This is a genomic window from Thalassospira sp. (genome assembly GCF_040218635.1).
Classification (GTDB): domain Bacteria; phylum Pseudomonadota; class Alphaproteobacteria; order Rhodospirillales; family Thalassospiraceae; genus Thalassospira.
Map to the genome: position 1 here is coordinate 1 of NZ_JAVJRB010000010.1, position 17,390 is coordinate 17,390.

A 17,390-nucleotide genomic window follows, 5' to 3' on the forward strand; every position below is an offset into this window, starting at 1 on the left:
CCTGTCCTACGGATCACCCGGATTTGTACGGGCTACTTTGTCGCAAAACCTTGAAAGATGCATATCTTCCTGCGGTCTTGCTTCGCGTATCCGCACAAATCCGGGTGACCATTCAAACCAAATTAATAGGTCCTGACCCTAAATCACAGGGGTGATTACCCATCGCAGCGATGCGCGAAGCCTTCGGCATGGTAAACGCCGCAATTGGGGCATTTTTCCATTTCCTGGGGGGCTGAACCGGTTTTGCTTTTTTTCTCATCGCGGGTTTGTTTCGGCTGGTCATTTTTGGGGACCTGCTTGGCGCGGTTAAACAGCTTGAACCCCTGCCATACGACGATGACAACCAATGCGGTAAAGATGATTTTCGAAAAGCTCAGCATGTTCGATCCCAAAGCACATTTATTTTTGCAGCCATCGCCACAGCCAAGGCGCACTTATATTCAACTTGGACGCATTTAGAAACCGGGCAATGGCAATGGATTGCGCAAAAGTTCATCGATATGCGGCAAATAGACCCCCTCGGCGTCATTTAAAACAATCCCGCGCCGCATCTTAAGCGGTGATGCCACACCTTTTCTTGCCGAGACAATCACCCGCAACGGGGTTTCTGAATCCTGCTTGCTCCAGATCGGATAAACAGTCACATCCCCCGCCCGACCATGCAAAAGGGCAATAATCCGATCCAGATGATCGGCCCGGTGTACCAACGTAATCCGCCCTTTATGACGTAGCACCTTCAGGCAAAAGCCAATCCAGTCTTTCAGACCCGTGCTGCCTTCCTGATGCGCCTGTGCCCGGCTTTCATTGACCGGGCGTGTGCCGCTTGGATAATAGGGCGGGTTTGATATGACCTGATCAAAGCTGTGTGCCGCCAGTGGCAATTTCGAATTGTTGTTAATGTCGCCGTGGATGGGGGTAACCCGGCCGGCAAAACCGTTTTCCATCACGTTGCGACAAAACAGGGCGTAAAGATCATCTTGCAGCTCGACACCTGTAACCTTGGCATTTTCCAGACGTTTGGCCACGCACAAGCCCACTGATCCAACAGCGGCACCAACATCCAAAATCTTTTCGTCGCGGTGTGAATTGATCGAAACGGACGCTGCAAGCAAGACGGCATCAATGGCCGTGTGATAGCCATCAACCGGTTGCTTTAGCGTTACCGACCCGCCCAGAAGAAAATCGTGACTGATCCGGTCTTCGGGAAAGTCGGGCACTTCAATCGCTGCAATCTCACTTGCCATTCATCGTCCTTGGTCTTGCTTTCTTTCGCTGACCGGTGCGTTATTCGGGCGTCAGCGCATCAGATGTATCTTTGGCAGCGTTATGCGCATCCAATTCGCGTCTGGCAATATCGAGAACGTATTTCGCCCGACTTTCTTCTTGCCCATCAACCATCAAACGCCGGGGTAATGCGCCAATCGACCCTTCAATGATGCTGGCATGGTAATCAAAGATGTGGCTTAGAATACCTTCATCGGCCAAAACCGATTGTGCCCAGCTCAGTTCGATCGGATCGTTGCTGCGAAAGAGTTCAATCATATGGCGTTTTCCCTAAAACTTTTGTGATCTTTGGCCTTTGACAGGCCCGGCAAGAGTGATCCAGACCCGATATATGCACTATAATGTAGTAGCTTGCCGTCATGGTTTTTAAAAACCTGCTGACAAAACGGCATTTTACCCGGCATTTGGCGCATGGCCTGATGACATTTGTCCACTTGACCATAATGCCTTGGCCTATCTATGTTGAGGCCGCCTGGTGTTATTTGCAATCTTCGCCGAATTCAGGCAGCGAAGATGCCATTGAAAAAGTCGGAATACAGCGTGACCAATACCGCACCGCAGCCTAAGACTCAGCCGAGCCTAGATTCTCTGGTTACCCTTGTCGACAGCGACATGAAGCGCGTCAATCAGGTAATCATCGACAATATGCACAGCGAAGTCGCTCTGATCCCGCAATTGGCAACCCATCTTGTCGCAGCAGGCGGCAAACGCATGCGTCCGATGCTGACCCTCGCATCGGCACGGCTGTGCGGCTATGGCGATGGCCCGGATGCTGTTGATCTGGCGGCGTGTGTTGAATTTATTCATACCGCAACGCTTCTTCATGACGACGTGGTTGATGAAAGCCAGTTGCGCCGCGGGCAGGCTTCGGCCAATGCCCTGTTTGGCAACGAAGCAAGTGTTCTGGTCGGTGATTTCCTGTTTGCCCGTGCCTTTGTTGTCATGGTGAAAACCGGATCCCTGCGGGTATTGGATATTCTGGCACAGGCATCTGCCGTTATTGCCGAAGGCGAGGTTTTGCAACTTTCGACCGCCAATGACATGGGCACATCCGAAGATTCCTATCTTGAAGTGATCACTGCAAAAACGGCTGCCCTGTTTGGCGCGGCATCGCAGATCGGCGCGGTCATTGCCAAACGTTCCGCCGAAGACGAAGAAGCCCTTCGCCTGTATGGCATTTACCTTGGCACGGCTTTCCAGCTGATTGACGACGTTCTGGATTATTCCGCCCATCAGGCCACTCTAGGTAAAACCGTGGGTGATGACTTCCGCGATGGCAAAGTGACCCTGCCGGTGATCATTTCCTACGCCAAGGGCGATGACGAAGAAAAAGCCTTCTGGCGCCGTTGCATGGAAGACCAGAACTTCGAAGATGGCGACCTTGACCGGGCGCAAACACTGATCCGTAAATATGACGCGCTTGATGCGTCGATGGATCGGGCGCGCGAATATGGTCAGATGGCGATTGAAACCCTGACCCGCTTTGAAGATGGCGCAATCAAGGATGCCATGATCGAAGCTGTCGAGTTTTGCATTTCCCGTCCTTATTAAAGGACGCAATGAGACTGGACGACGCCTGACCCAAAGCCATCTGAATATCGCATGCCGGGGTTACGGGTGTTTGACGCAAAAAAATCTTGCGTCCTCTAGCGGAAACCATTATCACCCGGCTTCGCAATGACGGAGCGTAGCTCAGCCTGGTAGAGCACTGTCTTCGGGAGGCAGGGGTCGGAGGTTCGAATCCTCTCGCTCCGACCATCATTGATAGAAGTATCATACGATTACGCCCTGGCAGAAATGCCGGGGCGTTTTTCGTTTATGACCGGATAAATCAGCCAACCTTGCAGGACTATTATTAGTCTTTAAACGTCACGCCATACTTATCGAGCAAAGCTTTCTCTGCCGCGCCACTCAGTGCTACGCGCCCCTCGTCCCATATCTTTATAAGATCCTGCCTTTTTGCATCAGGCATTTTGGTCGAAAAGATCGGCCGTTCAACCAGTTTGGTTTCCAAACCGGGACGGATGATTTTAAGGTCATCATTCAGGTTCAGCTGGTTTAAAACATACTGAAGAACCAGTTCGTTATCGGCATATTGGTCGACCCGGTTTTCCTTGATCATGGTAAATATCCGGTCCACCACGTCATCGTACCCAGAGATCACTTCAATAAAGTCCGAATTTCGGGGATCATCAATATAGCTCTGATAGGCCAGACTGGCTGAGCTGTAATCCCAGCCCGGCCCGGTCGCGATGCGCCGACCTTGCAGCGATTGAATGCCGTTATAAAGCCAAGGATCGTCTCGCCGGACCACAAAGGCCGTTATATAGGCAAATGTTTTTTCATCGGCATAGACAAAGCCTTTTTCCGCGGTTGCCGAAAAGACATATTCCGGCAGCATATCGCAAAGCCCGTCCGCAACCATCGAAAGCCCGCGTGCCAGCGGAACTTCGTAATATTCCAGCTCGTAGCCGTGAGAGCTGTATATTTGGTCGACCATGTCAATCACAACGCCGCGTTTAGGTGCGCCATCAGACGGGAATATCGTCATCGGGGCCCACTGATCATAACAAACCTTCAAGGTTGCTGCCTGACCAGCACGAGGCATAGCTGTCATCGTCGCAAGGATCATGAAGATGAACAGACGTTGCATTTTCTTACCTTTCAACGCGGTCGCGACCTTTATCCTTCGCCCCGTAAAGCTTCAAATCAGCACGTTTAAACAATGCGTCAATTGAATTGTCTTTTGCCTCGGATACGGTAACCCCGAAACTGACGGTGTAAGTAATTGTCTTACCGTCAACATCCAAACTTGCCTTGGTAATGGCCTGTCGTAGTTTATCGGCAAGATGACCGGCATCCTCAATTCCCGTATCGGGAAGAAATATTGCAAACTCCTCCCCGCCCAGCCTTCCGAGGATGTCCTGTTCCCGCAGAAAACTTTGAACGGTATGGGCAAAATGCATAAGAACCTTGTCACCGACAAAATGACCATGCGTATCGTTGACCGTTTTAAAGTGATCTAGATCCATCAAAATGAAGGAAGCAGGCGATCTTTGCGCTTGCAAAGTTCGGAGCAGATTCTGCGCCGTTTCAAAGAAATTTCCGCGGTTCAGCGCCCCGGTCAAAGAATCGTTTGCCGCAAGGTCTTTAAGCTTCTCATTCAAAATCTGCAGCTCTTCGGTACGCTTTGCAACCGCGTCTTCAAGCCAGTTTCGCTTGGCTTGCTCATCTTCCAATAGCTGCTTATGGCCGGCTTCCATGGCAGACAGCATATTGTTCATATGGTCCTGAAGTTTGCTGACTTCGTTGTTTTCGGTGATGGAAAGATTGATCCGCTTGCTGAAATTTTGGCTGCGCTGAACATCATCGACTTGCGACATCAAATTTTTCAAAGGCGTTGCCAGAAAACGGTCAAAGGCCCAGACAAACAACCAGAAGAGAACCGTCAGCTTTATGATCGCAGTAATCGCGATCAAGGCAAAGCCGAACAAAACGCGATCCAGAACGACTTCCGACGATGAATAAAGTGTCAGCGACCCTAAGGTGATTTCCTGCTCATTCAGCACCCAGTTCAAGTCTGATTTCTTATCGAAAAGAGACAAGGGAACGGACGTTTCGCTGTAGGATCTTTTGGAAACGATGCTTTCGCCGTTCTTATCGAAAATATCGACACCGACGATGATGGGCATTTTAAGAAGTCCTGCCACCAACGCATCAAGCTGCTTCTGGTTATATTGCCACAAACTCGTCGCGATAGGAGCGTTAACTGTTTGTTCCAACTGTTCCAATTCGCTTTGGATTGAGCCTTGCGTTTTCACATATTCGGTCAAGAACTGCAGGCTTGTGACCAAACAAGATACCCCCAAATAGATGGAGAAAATCACACGCAACACTTTTTGGGATAGATTGTTCGGACGCAGAAAATTGGTAACCATTCAAGTCAACACTTCCCGATAAACTTCGTAAATAGAGCTATCTTATCCATTCTCAGAACTGTTTGGGCCAACTGATCATATGGGATCGCTCAGGATAACCGGGCTCTGGTTCATATTTTGTTGATGTTAAGCGGCTTGTCACGAATGCGCTAGGTGTCGTTTTCTAAAAGTCTGTTTTTGGATATCACGACCGCAAACACCCCTTGAAACGGGTAACCGTTTGGCGGTGTCTTTCACCTGCCTTTATTTGGTATTCCTCAGCCCGCAAGCGATGACCCTTTAACCTTCGCAAGCCCGGTGCGACAGGCTAACAACCGGACAAATTTTTCCCGCGAAACACCCTAATTATGCTTGATCCCTGCCGTAAGAAGAGCTAAACCTCCCGCCACTGACGGAGCGTAGCTCAGCCTGGTAGAGCACTGTCTTCGGGAGGCAGGGGTCGGAGGTTCGAATCCTCTCGCTCCGACCATCAGTCGGGCGGTCTTTCATTGAAGGACCGCCCGTTTTCGTTTCGACGATGGTGCACACCCCATACCCCTCTCAATCATCTGCGCTATCCTGCGGCAACAAGATGCCGATACGCACATGCCATTAATTTACGCATCTGATATTGCACCTGCAAATCCACGTGCTGATTTTCAAGTCCCCGATCAAGCTTTCTGAAACGCCACATGCTCAAAGGGATGGGGGAAACCACGATTCCGGGTGTGGAAACACCTTCTCACCACATAAAATTCGGTGATCATGCCAATTTACCGTGTCTTTGTAGGACAATAACAATGTTGGTATGAAATCCCGGAAAAATGCGCATTCCCGTGCGCAAATCCTCCTTTTGAATAGTTATGCAAGTTATTTTTCACCCAACCGGAAAGATATTTTCTTGCGCGGATGGCGAAACAAACTTGCCCATACTTGCGAAATACGCTTATGCTTCGCCCCGCAACATAAAGATCGGGGAGAAAACCGCCCCAATAATAAAAGCAAAAGGCGGTAATCGGCCTCACGTGGTATTACCAATTTCGGACTTCTTAGGGAGGAAGACGAATGACTTTTTCTAAAATGCTTAAATCGGCAACCTGTGTCGCAGTTCTTGCTGCGGCCGCTTTTACCGCTGCACCGTCTGATGCAGATGCTCAGGAACGTGTTCGTTGGAAAATGGGCTCCACCTATCCAGGCAGCCTGACCCAGCTTGGCACCCTTGGTAAGCGCGTTGATGAAAAAATCGACCTGGTTTCCGGTGGCAATATCAACATCAAATTCTATGAGCCAGGTGCACTTGTACCGGCACTCGAAGTTTTCGATGCTGTTTCGACCGGCTCGATTGATGCCGCTTTCTCCACCCCGGGTTACTGGGCTGGTAAAGTTCCGGCACTGCAGCTGTTCGGTGCTGTTCCGTTTGGCCCGCAGGCAGGTGAATACCTTGCTTGGGTTAAATTCGGCGGCGGTCAGGAAATCTTTGACAAGCTTTATGCTGAGCATGGCATCAAGTCACTGTTCTGTGGCCTGATCGCCCCGGAAGCTTCTGGCTGGTTCTCCAAAGAAATCAATTCCCCTGAAGACCTTAAAGGCCTGAAAATGCGCTTCTTCGGTCTTGGCGCAAAGGTTATGGAAAAGCTTGGCGTTTCGACCCAGCTTCTTGCAGGCGGCGACATCTATCCGGCACTTGAACTGGGCACGATTGACGCAACCGAATTCTCCATGCCGGCGATCGATCTGAAACTTGGCTTCCATCAGGTTGCCAAATACTACTACTTCCCGGGTTGGCATCAGCAGTCGACCCTGTTCGATCTGATGATGAACAAAGAAAAATGGGATGCACTTTCCGGCACCCAGCAGGCACAGATCGAGTCTGTCTGTAATGACAACCTCGCATATGGTTTCGCCGAAGGTGAAGCAATCCAGTTCGCGGCCCTGAAAGAACTTCGGGAAAAAGGCGTGAACATCAAAAAATGGTCGCCTGAAATGCTCGACACAATGCGTGGAGCTTGGGAAGAAGTAGCTACTGAACTTTCGAATGAAGATGCTGCTTTCAAAGATGCCTATGCAAGTCTCCAGGAGTTCCGTGCGAACTACAAAATCTGGAAAGACATCGGTTATCTCGACTAATCCAACAGGTCTGAACGACTGCTAGGCAGTCGATAAGAACAAGTCTCGGCAAGGCCGGGTGCCAAGTGCCCCGGCCTTGACCGCGAAAAAAAGACCCGGGAGACCTTCTATGGAAGCGCTACTGAAAATTAGTGACGGCATTGATAATGTTGTTACCCGCGTGGGGAAGATGGCATCCTTGCTTGCCATTCCTTTGATGTTTGTCATCATCTATGACGTTATCCAGCGCAAGTTTGGCGGTCAGGGTTCGATCAAGCTCCAGGAGCTTGAATGGCACCTCCATACCGGCCTGTTCATGCTGTGCTTTGGATATGCATATGTTCGCGATTCCCACGTCCGCATTGAACTCATCCGCGATCAGCTACGCCCGCGCACGCGTGCCATCATTGAGATGATCGGCGGGCTTTTGTGCGTTTTACCGTTCTGTGCGCTCGTGATCTATTTTGGTTTTGATTTTGTCATTCGCTCCTATGACAACCACGAAGTTTCTGCCGCAACAACCGGCTTGACCCATCGCTGGATCATCAAATCAACCATTCCCATTGGCTTTGGCCTTCTCGCCATGGCGGGGCTTTCAATTTTCCTGAAATGCTACGTCTTTGTCTTTGGTCCGGCAAACCTGCACAAACGTGCCGGGTACTATGTCGGCACTCACCACGCAGACCTTGGCGACGTTGCCAAGCTCGAAGACTGAGCGGAACGGGGATAAATCCAAATGGATAACTTCTATATCGAAGACTGGTTTCCGCTGTTCATGTTTGCCTCTTTAGGCTTTCTTGTCTTTACGGGCCTTCCAGTCGCATTCGTCATTTCAGGCATCGGGATCGCCTTTGGCTTCCTTGGCATGGCCTATGACGTTTTCTCTTTCATTGAATTCTTCAATATCGTTTCGCGCATCTGGGGCGGCATCTCCGAAAACATGGTGATGGTTGCTGTTCCGATGTTCATTTACATGGGAACGATGCTTGAAAAAAGTGGCGTTGCAGAAGACCTTCTGGAATGCCTGAACATGCTGTTGCGCAAGGTTCCTGGCGGTTTGGCCCTGTCTGTCACCCTGATGGGAACGATCATGGCCGCCACCACCGGCATCATTGGTGCGTCGGTCGTGATGATGACGCTTCTGGCCCTACCGGTCATGCTGCGCCGTAACTATGATCCGTCCCTTGCAACAGGGACAATTGCCGCATCCGGCACGCTTGGCATCCTGATCCCGCCATCGATCATGCTGGTTCTGATGTCCGACCTTCTGTCGGTTTCGGTTGGCAATCTGTTTCTGGCGGCCATCCTGCCGGGTCTTCTTCTGGCCAGCTTGTACACCGTTTACATCTTTGTCCGTTGCCAGATAAACCCGTCACTGGCCCCGCCCCTTCCAGAAGGCGAAGCCGTACACGGTATGGATCTGGTCAAGATGATGTTTCGCAGCTTCCTGCCGCCCGTCTTCCTGATTGTTCTGGTGCTGGGTTCGATCTTTGCCGGTTTTGCCACCCCGACCGAGGCCGCAGGTGTTGGTGCGATTGGTGCGACATTCCTTGCACTGGTTAAAGGTCGCTTGAAATGGCCGGTCCTTAAAGACGTTTGCGAACGTTCAGCCCTGACAGGTGCGATGCTGTTCTTCCTGTTTGCAGGCGCAACGGTATTTTCCTATGTCTTCCGTTCGCTTGGCGGTGATGATCTGGTCATTGATCTGGTCGAAAGTGCCGGTCTTGGATCATGGGGCGTTCTGCTTCTTCTGATGGTGATCATCTTTGTCCTTGGCTTCTTCTTTGACTGGGTCGAGATCACCCTGATCGTTCTGCCGATCTTTGCACCGGTCATTGCCCAGCTTGATTTTGGTCATCACCTTGATATCGGTGGCATTCAGGCATCAGAAGCACAGATCCTGACCTGGTTCGCGGTTCTTGTGGCAGTTAACTTGCAAACAAGCTTCTTAACTCCGCCCTTTGGCTTTGCCCTATTCTATCTCAAAGGTGTCGCGCCAAAATCAATCTCGATCCAGCAGATCTACAAGGGCATCATTCCCTTTGTTCTCCTGCAGGTTGTCGGGTTGATCCTGGTGATGTATTTCCCGGAGATCGCTTTGTGGATGCCAAATACGCTGCTTGAATAATACGATCTGATTTTGCAAAAAGGCGCTGTTTGAAAAAAACAGCGCCTTCTTTGTGATCGATCTGCACGCATCGCCCCACCCACCCAAAACAAAACCGCCCGGATCAAAGATCGGGCGGTTTAAATGTTTTCAGACGTATCGATTTTAGGGATGCAACGCCCGTTCACTGGGCAATTGCAACATGCGGCCCATCAGATAGTCGACATCATCAGAATCAAATTCGACACCAAGATCGCCATACTGGGTCAGAACCCGTTCGATCATGCGGCGTGAATACCGTTCTTTATCCTTTTCCCCACCATCGAAACTGGTTTCGCGGGCGACTTCGATTGCGGCGCGCACACCGGGGAAGAAATGTTCTGGCAAATCCGCCTTGTTATAGATCGCTTCAAGACCGAACGGTCCGCTGTCATGAATAAGGATGCGGGTATTGATCAAAGATACACCGGCACGTTTGGCCAACGCCGCCTCAAAGAACGACACATCGCCCATGCACAATGCACGAAGGATCAAGCCGCTGGTCAATCGGTTGTTGGTATAAAGATGTTCCACCAGCAACTCGACATCGCGATCTTCAACTCCGTCGCCAAGAAGCCCGATGGTCGCGCTTTCCTGCGACTGGGTCATGACGGCATTGACGATGCCTTCGGGGATATGTCCGCGGGAAATCAATTGCGCACGCATGCGGTCCGATACCAATGTCACCAGCCGTTCCGCAATCGTGATCGGCAAATGATTGCGTTCAATCATCGGTTTCTGGATGCGTTCATTGTCGCCAAAATCACTAACGACTTTCTGAAGGGTAATTTCACTGATCTCCGCCCCTTGATTGGACATCAGATCAACCATCACATCTTCATGGCCGATATCAACCAGGGTTGCCGACACAATTTCCGACACATGGGCGCGCGACGCAATGGCGCGCTGCTTTTCGACACTGTCGGTATTGTCACCAATGATATCAACGAGGTCATCGTCATTAAGAACCTCGGAAAACTCAAGAACCGGAAGTGCCACCTCGTCCACATCGCGGGCCAGAGTTGCCGCCACATCGTGCGGAACCAGCGGCGTCTGCGCAAGGTTCTTGGCAAGCGCCTTGCGCACGCGGACCTCGGCATCGCGGATCATCAGACGGAAGATATCTTCAGCCAGAACACGTTCGCTATCCGAAAGCGTTTCCGTGGTAAATTCACGGCTGATCTTATCGGCTGTCTCAGCGCGATTTTGCCCGGAAGGGTCCTGAACCAGCTTGGTCAGATCGTCTTTGGTGATACGTGGCAATAGATATCTCCTGGCACGCTTATCAAATGGCTGCCAATTCACACACCCAGACTATACTTGTGGCGTTAAATCGACAATCATATTTTCCCCAAATGGGGCACAAGTTCCTGATTTTCAACCATCCTGAAGTTTAAGCTATCAACCAATAGTCAATAAACCATCTCTAACACACACTCATTTACGAGCCGTCTGTCGCAAAACCCATCACCACACGATCCCGTTTTCGGCAATTCCGGCCAATTCACGTCAAATTGACTAAACTCAAATCCGTGATGTATCAAATATGGTATGGGTCGTCATAAATTGCCAATGAGCAGAAAAATTAGCTGCCGTGTTGACCAAACGGTCACCCCGCAACGTAATAGCGTAATAGCCTGATCGCAGACAGTCCCGATCAACGGGAAGAATGAAAAAGAGAGAGGCCCCTAATGACCTACACCCATAAACTCGCCTTTGCAGTCACCTCTTTGGTCATCCTTGCAACCGCACCGGCAATTGCCGGAGACGCCGCCAATGGTGAGAAACTTTTTAAACGCTGTGCCGCCTGCCATAGCACCGATGCCGGCGTAAACAAGGTTGGTCCCAGTCTGGCCGGTTCAGTTGGCCGGGAATGCGGCACTGTTGATGGCTACAAATATGGTAGCGGCTATCAAGCCGCATGCGAGAAGGGCTTTGTCGCCGACGAAGCGTTTCTAACCGACTATCTGAAAGATCCGTCCGCAAAACTCAGCGAGATTGCCGGTTCTAAACAACGTTCAAAAATGGCCTTCAAGCTCAAAAAAGAAGACGAAATTGCCGACGTTATCGAGTTTTTGAAAACCAAGTAACGCACCGCTCAGCTTCAAAAGATAAAAATGGCCGGATGCGCAATGCTCCGGCCATTTTATATGTTCGTGTCATTCAATCGCGGACCTTGTCATGCCGCTTTCCGGCGACGTCCAAGTTCCTCGCCAATCGCACGCATCTGTTCGACAACGGCAATGTTTTCGACCGAGGTCACTTCAAGGTTTCGGTCCTCATAGACATCATTATCCGGATGCTTTTCGCGCCAATCCTCAACAATCCGGTCACGTTGGCGGATCAATTCTTCTATTTGCGGACGATACAAAACCATCATGCCCGACACCCAGCGGTTCACCGGCCAGGATGGCTGTGCATGATCAATCACAAAGCCTTCCAGCATGGAAATGGCATCTTCGGCATCATACCAGACTTCGCCAGTGACCCAGCGGTTGGTTGTAAACAAACGCTGACAAAAGCCAAACTCATCCATCGAAAAAGCCACCAGATGCGATAGGGCATCATTTGCGCCTTCGGGATATTCGAACCCGTCAATCTGTTTGGGTTTACATTTTTCGGGCATGCCGCGTGGACGCATGAATGTATGGAAATGACCGTGTTCATTCCATTCACGTCGCTCTTCCTTGGGGTGTGCATGATAATAAAACTGCGCATGCGATTGCCGGTCATAGACATCCCCGTCGGGATAGTGTGACCATTCATAGAACGAACCGGAATGCTTGATCAGCTCACCGACGATGTTATCGCCCGTTGCTGTCAAAACGCGGTGACATTCCATAACGTCACGCCCTGCTGCCAACATTCTTTCAAGTTGGCTGGTCGGCATGGAAGTCCAGTCGATTGCAATTTCAGTCATATAAGCACCAGCATCTTTGCGATCCGCTCAAGAATTTCCGCAAAGGCAGAATAACCCGTATCCCGGCCCATCGGGCCAATGAATACCGATCAACTGTTAGTGATTTCAGTTTGGTTTGCAACAATCATCCATCAAAACGCGGCGTTTTCTAGCGCGATTTAATCGATATACATCACGCGAAAGCCAATCAGGATATGCTTAAGGTGCTCTGGCCGAGCATGCTGGGCGGCTGGGCGACAGACACCACAGCCACGATCATCCCACGACCCACCTTTCACAAGCCGATAGCCTGCTTGCTTTGAGGTCGATGTCCATTCAAACACCTGCCCGACCCCGTCATGAAGCCCATAAGGACCAGCTTCGAACTGGCCGACTGGCATGGTGTCAAACGGGCCACGGTCCCCGCTGTTTAACAGCTCAGGGTCAAAGATATTCCCCCATGGATAAAAGACCCCATCGGGTCCACGCACGGCTTTTTCCCAGAAAATCTCACTTGGCAGACGCCATTTCTTACCCGTTTTGGTGCTTAACCACTCGGTATAGGCAACCGCATCCTGCCAGGACACCAGCACAACCGGATGATCGCCCCGGCCTTTTGGCGGATTGCCCTTGGACCACAGGAATGGCTGGACCGTATCGTAGTTATATATAAGCCCCTGCCTGTTCCATTCATCCTGGCTAAGTTCAGGTGCCGGATAATCCGTTTCCTTGACGAATATCGCGTATTGGTCATTCGTCACGGGTGTTTTGCTGATGTGATAGCCCAGAAGATGAACCCGCCACTTGTCGGTTTCGATGTCGTACCAACGATTCCGCCGACTGATATCGTGGCCATAGACCTGTTCATCAATCTGATAGGCATATTCGCGCTCGACAGAATCCGACCCCTGCCAGAACCACCCGGTGGGGATTTCAACCACTTCGGGCACAGCGTCATCGGCCTTTGCTGATGACAGACCTGCAAAGGCGACAAGACACGCCGCAGCACAAATTTTCTGTATGGAAGCGATACTGTCCCCGAACTTCATAAGCGATTTCCATCCTGATCGGATTTGGTTCTCACGGTTTATTTAACCGGACCCGCGACCTTATCTTACAGTCGTTCTAACCATTAACATGCGTAAATTTGACCGTTCTTTCAATCAGTTTGACGATTTTATTGCCGTTGCGCCCCTGCAATTCATCGCGATCTCATCGATTATAATTCCGTTACGTACTCCTGTGCCCACACGCGCCTGTCACATAACAGTGAAACTATGTGACGCCGCTCCTTCGCTGAATTGAACCATAGTGCCTCTACCGACGGCCGCCGAGTGTACGTCGGCTTTGACATTTCAGGACTTTCAGAGAGGCAATAATGACCAAGAAAACCAAAAGTTTCGCCCACAAGGCTTTGATCCCGGCTCTTGCAATGGGAACCAGTCTGGCGATGGCAACCCCGATGGCGATGGCGGCCCCGCTTCCGGCACCAACGGCCGAAGTTGCAAGTTGCGCGCCCTGCAGCCCCTGTGCAGCCAACCCATGTGCCGCGAACCCGTGTGCCGCGAACCCTTGTGCTGCAAATCCATGTGCTGCGAAAAAGATCGTAAATCCTTGCAGCCCATGTAGCCCATGTGCCGCCAATCCGTGTGCTGCTGCGAACCCGTGTGCGGCAAATCCCTGTGCCGCCAACCCTTGTGCGGCAAAATAACCAAACCGCATGTTGGAAAAAGCAAAGGGGCGATGCATATGCACCGCCCCTTTTCGTGTGTCTAACACCTATGTGATGAGCAAAGCTTAGTCACGAACAACCATCACCGAACAATCGGCATGGCGCACAACCCGGGCCGCATTTGGCCCCAAAAGGTAATCTTTGAGTTCCGGACGATGGGCCCCGATAACGATCAGATCGCAATTGGTTTTCTTCGCCATTTTCAAAATTACCTCATAGACCGTTCCTTGCCCGATGATGTGCTGCACTTTTATCTCTGAGGGAATATTTGCAGAGACAAATTCATGCAGACGTTCGTTATAGGCATCAAGAACCTTGGTTTCGTAACCCTTCGGAAAGAACTGACCCACCATCGACATACCAACAGTGGGCACCACTGTCAGAACATGCAAACGTGCGCCAAAGCTTTGCGCCTGCTTGATCGCGACCGGAACAGCCTTCTTCCAGGAAGAGTCATGATCAAGATCCACTGTAACCAGAATATCCTTATACATGGTCATTCTCCCTGTCAGGCTGTGCCAAGCGCGTCTTCGGTGCGCTGGCGACGGCGTTGCAGAACAATGATCCCCCCCAGCACCAGGAATGCCGGAATGAAGAACACTTCTTTGGGCAGACGATCGGCCTGGACCTTCACCGCCGTGATTTCAAAGTCGAAATCAAGACCGGCTTTTTCAGCAGGACCCGAGAAAACCAGATCATCGATATAGATACGACCGTCTTCATTACGGATACCGATACCCGCGTTATAAAGACGATCCTCGCCGGCACCTGCTGGACCAAGTGGCAACATGACCGATTTGGAAACTTCCTCACCCTCGATATTGATGCCGTTGACATCAAGAAGGATGCTGGAATTTTCCGGCATGTTGGCCGCATCTTCGATGATCGTACTTGCCGGAAGATTGTCATAAGGCGGTTCAATCATGTCGAGCCAGAACCCCGGACGGAACAGGGTAAAGGCGATCAACAGCAATGCCGCACTTTCCCACAGCTTGGAGCGGGCAAAGAAATACCCTTGTGTCGCTGCAGCAAAGACAAGCATGGCTATTGTTGAAACAATGATGACAACCACCACATCCACCGGATGATCTAGGCCGATCATCAGAAGTTGGGTGTTAAACAGGAACAGGAACGGCAGAACAGCAGTTCGCATCGAGTAGAAGAATGCGACAAACCCGGTTTTCATCGGGTCTGCACCCGATATCGCCGCCGCCGCAAAGGACGCAAGTCCCACTGGCGGCGTCACATCGGCCATAATCCCGAAATAGAACACGAACAGATGGACCGCAATCAGCGGCACAATCAATCCGTTTTCTGCCCCCAGTTCGACAATCACCGGCGCCATCAGGCTTGAGACCACGATATAGTTCGCCGTGGTCGGAAGCCCCATGCCAAGGATAAGACTGATCACGGCCGTAAAGATCAGAATCAGGATCAAATTACCGCCGGAAATCAGTTCGACGAATTCAACCATCACCTGACCGATCCCGGTCAGCGATACCGTCCCGACAATGATCCCGGCAGCCGCCGTTGCAACACCAATGCCGATCATGTTGCGTGCGCCGGTCGCAAAACCGTCCACGACATCCAGCAAACCGGCACGCAGTTCAGCCATATAATCAGGCTGCTTGCGGAAGAATGCCTTTACCGGGCGCTGGGTCATCATGATGAAGATCATAAGAACCGTTGCCCAGAAGGCCGACAGCCCCGGTGATTTCAACTCGATCATCAGGAACCAGACAAGAACCACAACCGGCAGCAAGTAATGCAAACCGGCTTTTGCCGTTTCGCCCAATTCGGGCAACTTGATCACCGGCTTATTGGGGTCATCGAGTTCAAGATCGGGATATTTCGCGGCATAATAAAGACCGGCGAAGTAAACCGCGGCACATTCGATGGCAACGATCCAGCCAACCGCATTGCCGAACAACTGTTTTTGCAAAACAATCGCGTAATAGATCGCCCCGGACAGGATCACCAAGGACAGGACAAACATAACCGATCGCATCAATGTCTGCGTAAGGGTCGATGTATGAAGTTTCGGCAAGCCCTTCATGTTCGCCTTAAGGGCTTCAAGGTGAACGATATAAATCAGCGCGATATAGGAAATCGTTGCTGGAAGGAATGCATGTTTGATGACTTCCGGATACGGTATGCCAACATATTCCACCATCAAAAAGGCCGCAGCCCCCATAACCGGCGGCATGATCTGACCATTGACCGATGATGCAACTTCAACCGCACCGGCCTTCTCGCCCGAGAACCCGACACGCTTCATCAGCGGAATGGTAAAGGTCCCCGTGGTCACAACGTTTGCAATCGAGGACCCGGAAATCAGACCGGTCATGGCCGATGACAAAACAGCGGCCTTTGCCGGACCACCGCGCATATGCCCCAGGGCCGCAAAGGCAACCTTGATGAAATAGTTGCCCGCCCCGGCCTTATCGAGCAGGGATCCGAACAACACAAACAGGAACACGAAGCTTGTTGAAACGCCAAGCGCGATCCCGAACACGCCTTCGGTGGTGATCCACTGATGCGACATCGCCTTGGAGAAACTGGCCCCGGCCCATTGCAGGACTTCAGGCACCCAGGCGGCATTGCCAAAGAAGACATACACCAAGAACAGCACGGCAACGCACATCAAGGGCGGGCCAAGTGCGCGGCGGGTTGCTTCAAGCAACAACACCAGACCAACACCGGCAACCGCCAGATCCTGCGTAATCGGCAGGCCCGGACGCGATGCCAGATCGCGATAAAAGATATAGATATAAAGCGCACAGAATGCCGCCGCAGCCGCCAAAATCCAGTCAATGACCGGGATATAGGAGCGCGGCGAGTTTTTAAACGCCGGATAGGCCATAAAGGCGAGAAATACAGCAAAAGCCAGATGGATCGACCGTGCTTCAGTCGAATTGAAAACACCAAAATTTACGATATAGGGAAGCGGCGATGCCAGCCAAAGCTGGAACAGCGACCAAGCCACAGCCACATACAGCAAAATGCGTGCTGTCATGCCTGTTGGCTGGCGCGCACCTGTATCATTTTCCGCAATCAGATCCTGAAGGTCCTGATCAGATGCAGGTTGGTTCGCGTTATTAACGTCGGTCATTACAAAACTCCCGGTCTGATCGAAGAATTCCTGTTCTGGCACCCCAGAAACAAAAAATCTCCGTCGACACACACCCGGTCGCCCACGGAGCACATTGATGCCCATTACAAGGCATCGGCTTTATGAAATTTTTAGATGCCCCCGTCGGACGAAAGAACGAAAAACGGAGGGCAGAATTCTGCCCTCCGTTCCTG

General features: G+C 51.3%; 16 protein-coding genes and 2 tRNA genes. 7 read left to right on the forward strand and 11 right to left on the reverse strand.

What is annotated here, in order from left to right:
- Positions 1 to 155: 155 nt before the first annotated feature.
- The 3 genes from RIC05_RS10540 to RIC05_RS10550 all read right to left on the reverse strand — a co-directional run bounded on the left by RIC05_RS10540 (position 156) and on the right by RIC05_RS10550 (position 1,542).
- The gene (locus RIC05_RS10540) at positions 156 to 380 is read right to left on the reverse strand and encodes a hypothetical protein (RefSeq protein ID WP_350047354.1); all 225 of its coding nucleotides are present in this window, start codon (positions 378 to 380) and stop codon (positions 156 to 158) included.
- 75 nt (positions 381 to 455) lie between these two features.
- The gene (locus RIC05_RS10545) at positions 456 to 1,244 is read right to left on the reverse strand and encodes a tRNA1(Val) (adenine(37)-N6)-methyltransferase (protein ID WP_350047353.1); all 789 of its coding nucleotides are present in this window, start codon (positions 1,242 to 1,244) and stop codon (positions 456 to 458) included.
- A gap of 40 nt (positions 1,245 to 1,284) precedes the next feature.
- The gene (locus RIC05_RS10550; protein ID WP_350043026.1) at positions 1,285 to 1,542 is read right to left on the reverse strand and encodes a putative signal transducing protein; all 258 of its coding nucleotides are present in this window, start codon (positions 1,540 to 1,542) and stop codon (positions 1,285 to 1,287) included.
- Positions 1,543 to 1,797: 255 nt separating this feature from the next.
- On the opposite strand from RIC05_RS10550, the gene RIC05_RS10555 reads away from it, so the two are divergent.
- Positions 1,798 to 2,835: a polyprenyl synthetase family protein gene (locus tag RIC05_RS10555; RefSeq protein ID WP_350047352.1), complete on the forward strand. Its 1,038-nt coding sequence runs from the start codon at positions 1,798 to 1,800 to the stop codon at positions 2,833 to 2,835.
- A 130-nt stretch (positions 2,836 to 2,965) separates the two neighbouring features.
- A tRNA-Pro gene (locus tag RIC05_RS10560) sits at positions 2,966 to 3,042 on the forward strand.
- Between the two features lie 97 nt (positions 3,043 to 3,139).
- On the opposite strand, the gene RIC05_RS10565 is transcribed toward RIC05_RS10560, so the two are convergent.
- Both RIC05_RS10565 and RIC05_RS10570 read right to left on the reverse strand, forming a co-directional pair.
- On the reverse strand, positions 3,140 to 3,937 hold the full coding sequence (locus RIC05_RS10565; protein WP_350047351.1) for a substrate-binding periplasmic protein: 798 nt from the start codon (positions 3,935 to 3,937) through the stop codon (positions 3,140 to 3,142).
- A 4-nt stretch (positions 3,938 to 3,941) separates the two neighbouring features.
- A complete protein-coding gene (locus RIC05_RS10570) occupies positions 3,942 to 4,667 on the reverse strand; it encodes a GGDEF domain-containing protein (protein ID WP_350059757.1) in 726 nt (241 codons plus the stop codon).
- 947 nt (positions 4,668 to 5,614) lie between these two features.
- Between RIC05_RS10570 and RIC05_RS10575 the strand changes: the two genes are divergently transcribed.
- The 4 genes from RIC05_RS10575 to RIC05_RS10590 all read left to right on the forward strand — a co-directional run bounded on the left by RIC05_RS10575 (position 5,615) and on the right by RIC05_RS10590 (position 9,435).
- A tRNA-Pro gene (locus RIC05_RS10575) sits at positions 5,615 to 5,691 on the forward strand.
- Between the two features lie 575 nt (positions 5,692 to 6,266).
- Positions 6,267 to 7,328, forward strand: a complete 1,062-nt coding sequence (locus RIC05_RS10580) for a TRAP transporter substrate-binding protein (protein WP_350043022.1) — start codon at positions 6,267 to 6,269, stop codon at positions 7,326 to 7,328.
- Positions 7,329 to 7,437: 109 nt separating this feature from the next.
- Positions 7,438 to 8,022, forward strand: coding sequence for a TRAP transporter small permease subunit (locus tag RIC05_RS10585; RefSeq protein ID WP_350043021.1), 585 nt, complete (start codon positions 7,438 to 7,440; stop codon positions 8,020 to 8,022).
- Between the two features lie 21 nt (positions 8,023 to 8,043).
- On the forward strand, positions 8,044 to 9,435 hold the full coding sequence (locus RIC05_RS10590) for a TRAP transporter large permease (protein ID WP_350047349.1): 1,392 nt from the start codon (positions 8,044 to 8,046) through the stop codon (positions 9,433 to 9,435).
- 144 nt (positions 9,436 to 9,579) lie between these two features.
- Here the strand turns inward: RIC05_RS10590 and spbR are convergent, their stop codons facing one another.
- Positions 9,580 to 10,716, reverse strand: coding sequence for a SpbR family protein (gene spbR / locus RIC05_RS10595; RefSeq protein WP_350043019.1), 1,137 nt, complete (start codon positions 10,714 to 10,716; stop codon positions 9,580 to 9,582).
- 428 nt (positions 10,717 to 11,144) lie between these two features.
- On the opposite strand from spbR, the gene RIC05_RS10600 reads away from it, so the two are divergent.
- Complete coding sequence (locus tag RIC05_RS10600) at positions 11,145 to 11,543, forward strand: c-type cytochrome (protein WP_350047348.1); 399 nt, start codon at positions 11,145 to 11,147, stop codon at positions 11,541 to 11,543.
- An 89-nt stretch (positions 11,544 to 11,632) separates the two neighbouring features.
- Here RIC05_RS10600 and RIC05_RS10605 read toward each other — a convergent pair whose 3' ends face one another.
- The 5 genes from RIC05_RS10605 to RIC05_RS10625 form a co-directional block, all read right to left on the reverse strand.
- Positions 11,633 to 12,373 carry a DUF6969 family protein gene (locus RIC05_RS10605; RefSeq protein WP_350047347.1) on the reverse strand — a complete coding sequence of 247 codons (741 nt, stop codon included), beginning with the start codon at positions 12,371 to 12,373 and terminating at the stop codon, positions 11,633 to 11,635.
- Positions 12,374 to 12,531: 158 nt separating this feature from the next.
- Entirely contained in the window at positions 12,532 to 13,401 is an 870-nt protein-coding gene (locus RIC05_RS10610; protein WP_350047346.1) for a formylglycine-generating enzyme family protein, read from the reverse strand.
- Between the two features lie 268 nt (positions 13,402 to 13,669).
- Positions 13,670 to 14,101, reverse strand: a complete 432-nt coding sequence (locus RIC05_RS10615) for a hypothetical protein (RefSeq protein WP_350047345.1) — start codon at positions 14,099 to 14,101, stop codon at positions 13,670 to 13,672.
- A 48-nt stretch (positions 14,102 to 14,149) separates the two neighbouring features.
- On the reverse strand, positions 14,150 to 14,578 hold the full coding sequence (locus tag RIC05_RS10620; protein ID WP_350043014.1) for a universal stress protein: 429 nt from the start codon (positions 14,576 to 14,578) through the stop codon (positions 14,150 to 14,152).
- 14 nt (positions 14,579 to 14,592) lie between these two features.
- Positions 14,593 to 17,196, reverse strand: a complete 2,604-nt coding sequence (locus RIC05_RS10625) for a TRAP transporter permease (RefSeq protein WP_350047344.1) — start codon at positions 17,194 to 17,196, stop codon at positions 14,593 to 14,595.
- Positions 17,197 to 17,390: the final 194 nt, after the last annotated feature.

Coding starts and splice junctions, on each gene's coding strand:
- RIC05_RS10550 (WP_350043026.1), bottom strand. CDS start 1,542: ATGATTGAACTCTTTCGCAGCAACGATCCGATCGAACTGAGCTGGGCA.
- RIC05_RS10580 (WP_350043022.1), top strand. CDS start 6,267: ATGACTTTTTCTAAAATGCTTAAATCGGCAACCTGTGTCGCAGTTCTT.
- RIC05_RS10615 (WP_350047345.1), bottom strand. CDS start 14,101: ATGCATCGCCCCTTTGCTTTTTCCAACATGCGGTTTGGTTATTTTGCC.
- RIC05_RS10570 (WP_350059757.1), bottom strand. CDS start 4,667: ATGTCGCAAGTCGATGATGTTCAGCGCAGCCAAAATTTCAGCAAGCGG.
- RIC05_RS10610 (WP_350047346.1), bottom strand. CDS start 13,401: ATGAAGTTCGGGGACAGTATCGCTTCCATACAGAAAATTTGTGCTGCG.
- RIC05_RS10565 (WP_350047351.1), bottom strand. CDS start 3,937: ATGCAACGTCTGTTCATCTTCATGATCCTTGCGACGATGACAGCTATG.
- RIC05_RS10605 (WP_350047347.1), bottom strand. CDS start 12,373: ATGACTGAAATTGCAATCGACTGGACTTCCATGCCGACCAGCCAACTT.
- RIC05_RS10600 (WP_350047348.1), top strand. CDS start 11,145: ATGACCTACACCCATAAACTCGCCTTTGCAGTCACCTCTTTGGTCATC.
- RIC05_RS10540 (WP_350047354.1), bottom strand. CDS start 380: ATGCTGAGCTTTTCGAAAATCATCTTTACCGCATTGGTTGTCATCGTC.
- RIC05_RS10625 (WP_350047344.1), bottom strand. CDS start 17,196: ATGACCGACGTTAATAACGCGAACCAACCTGCATCTGATCAGGACCTT.
- RIC05_RS10590 (WP_350047349.1), top strand. CDS start 8,044: ATGGATAACTTCTATATCGAAGACTGGTTTCCGCTGTTCATGTTTGCC.
- RIC05_RS10555 (WP_350047352.1), top strand. CDS start 1,798: ATGCCATTGAAAAAGTCGGAATACAGCGTGACCAATACCGCACCGCAG.
- RIC05_RS10585 (WP_350043021.1), top strand. CDS start 7,438: ATGGAAGCGCTACTGAAAATTAGTGACGGCATTGATAATGTTGTTACC.
- RIC05_RS10545 (WP_350047353.1), bottom strand. CDS start 1,244: ATGGCAAGTGAGATTGCAGCGATTGAAGTGCCCGACTTTCCCGAAGAC.
- RIC05_RS10620 (WP_350043014.1), bottom strand. CDS start 14,578: ATGTATAAGGATATTCTGGTTACAGTGGATCTTGATCATGACTCTTCC.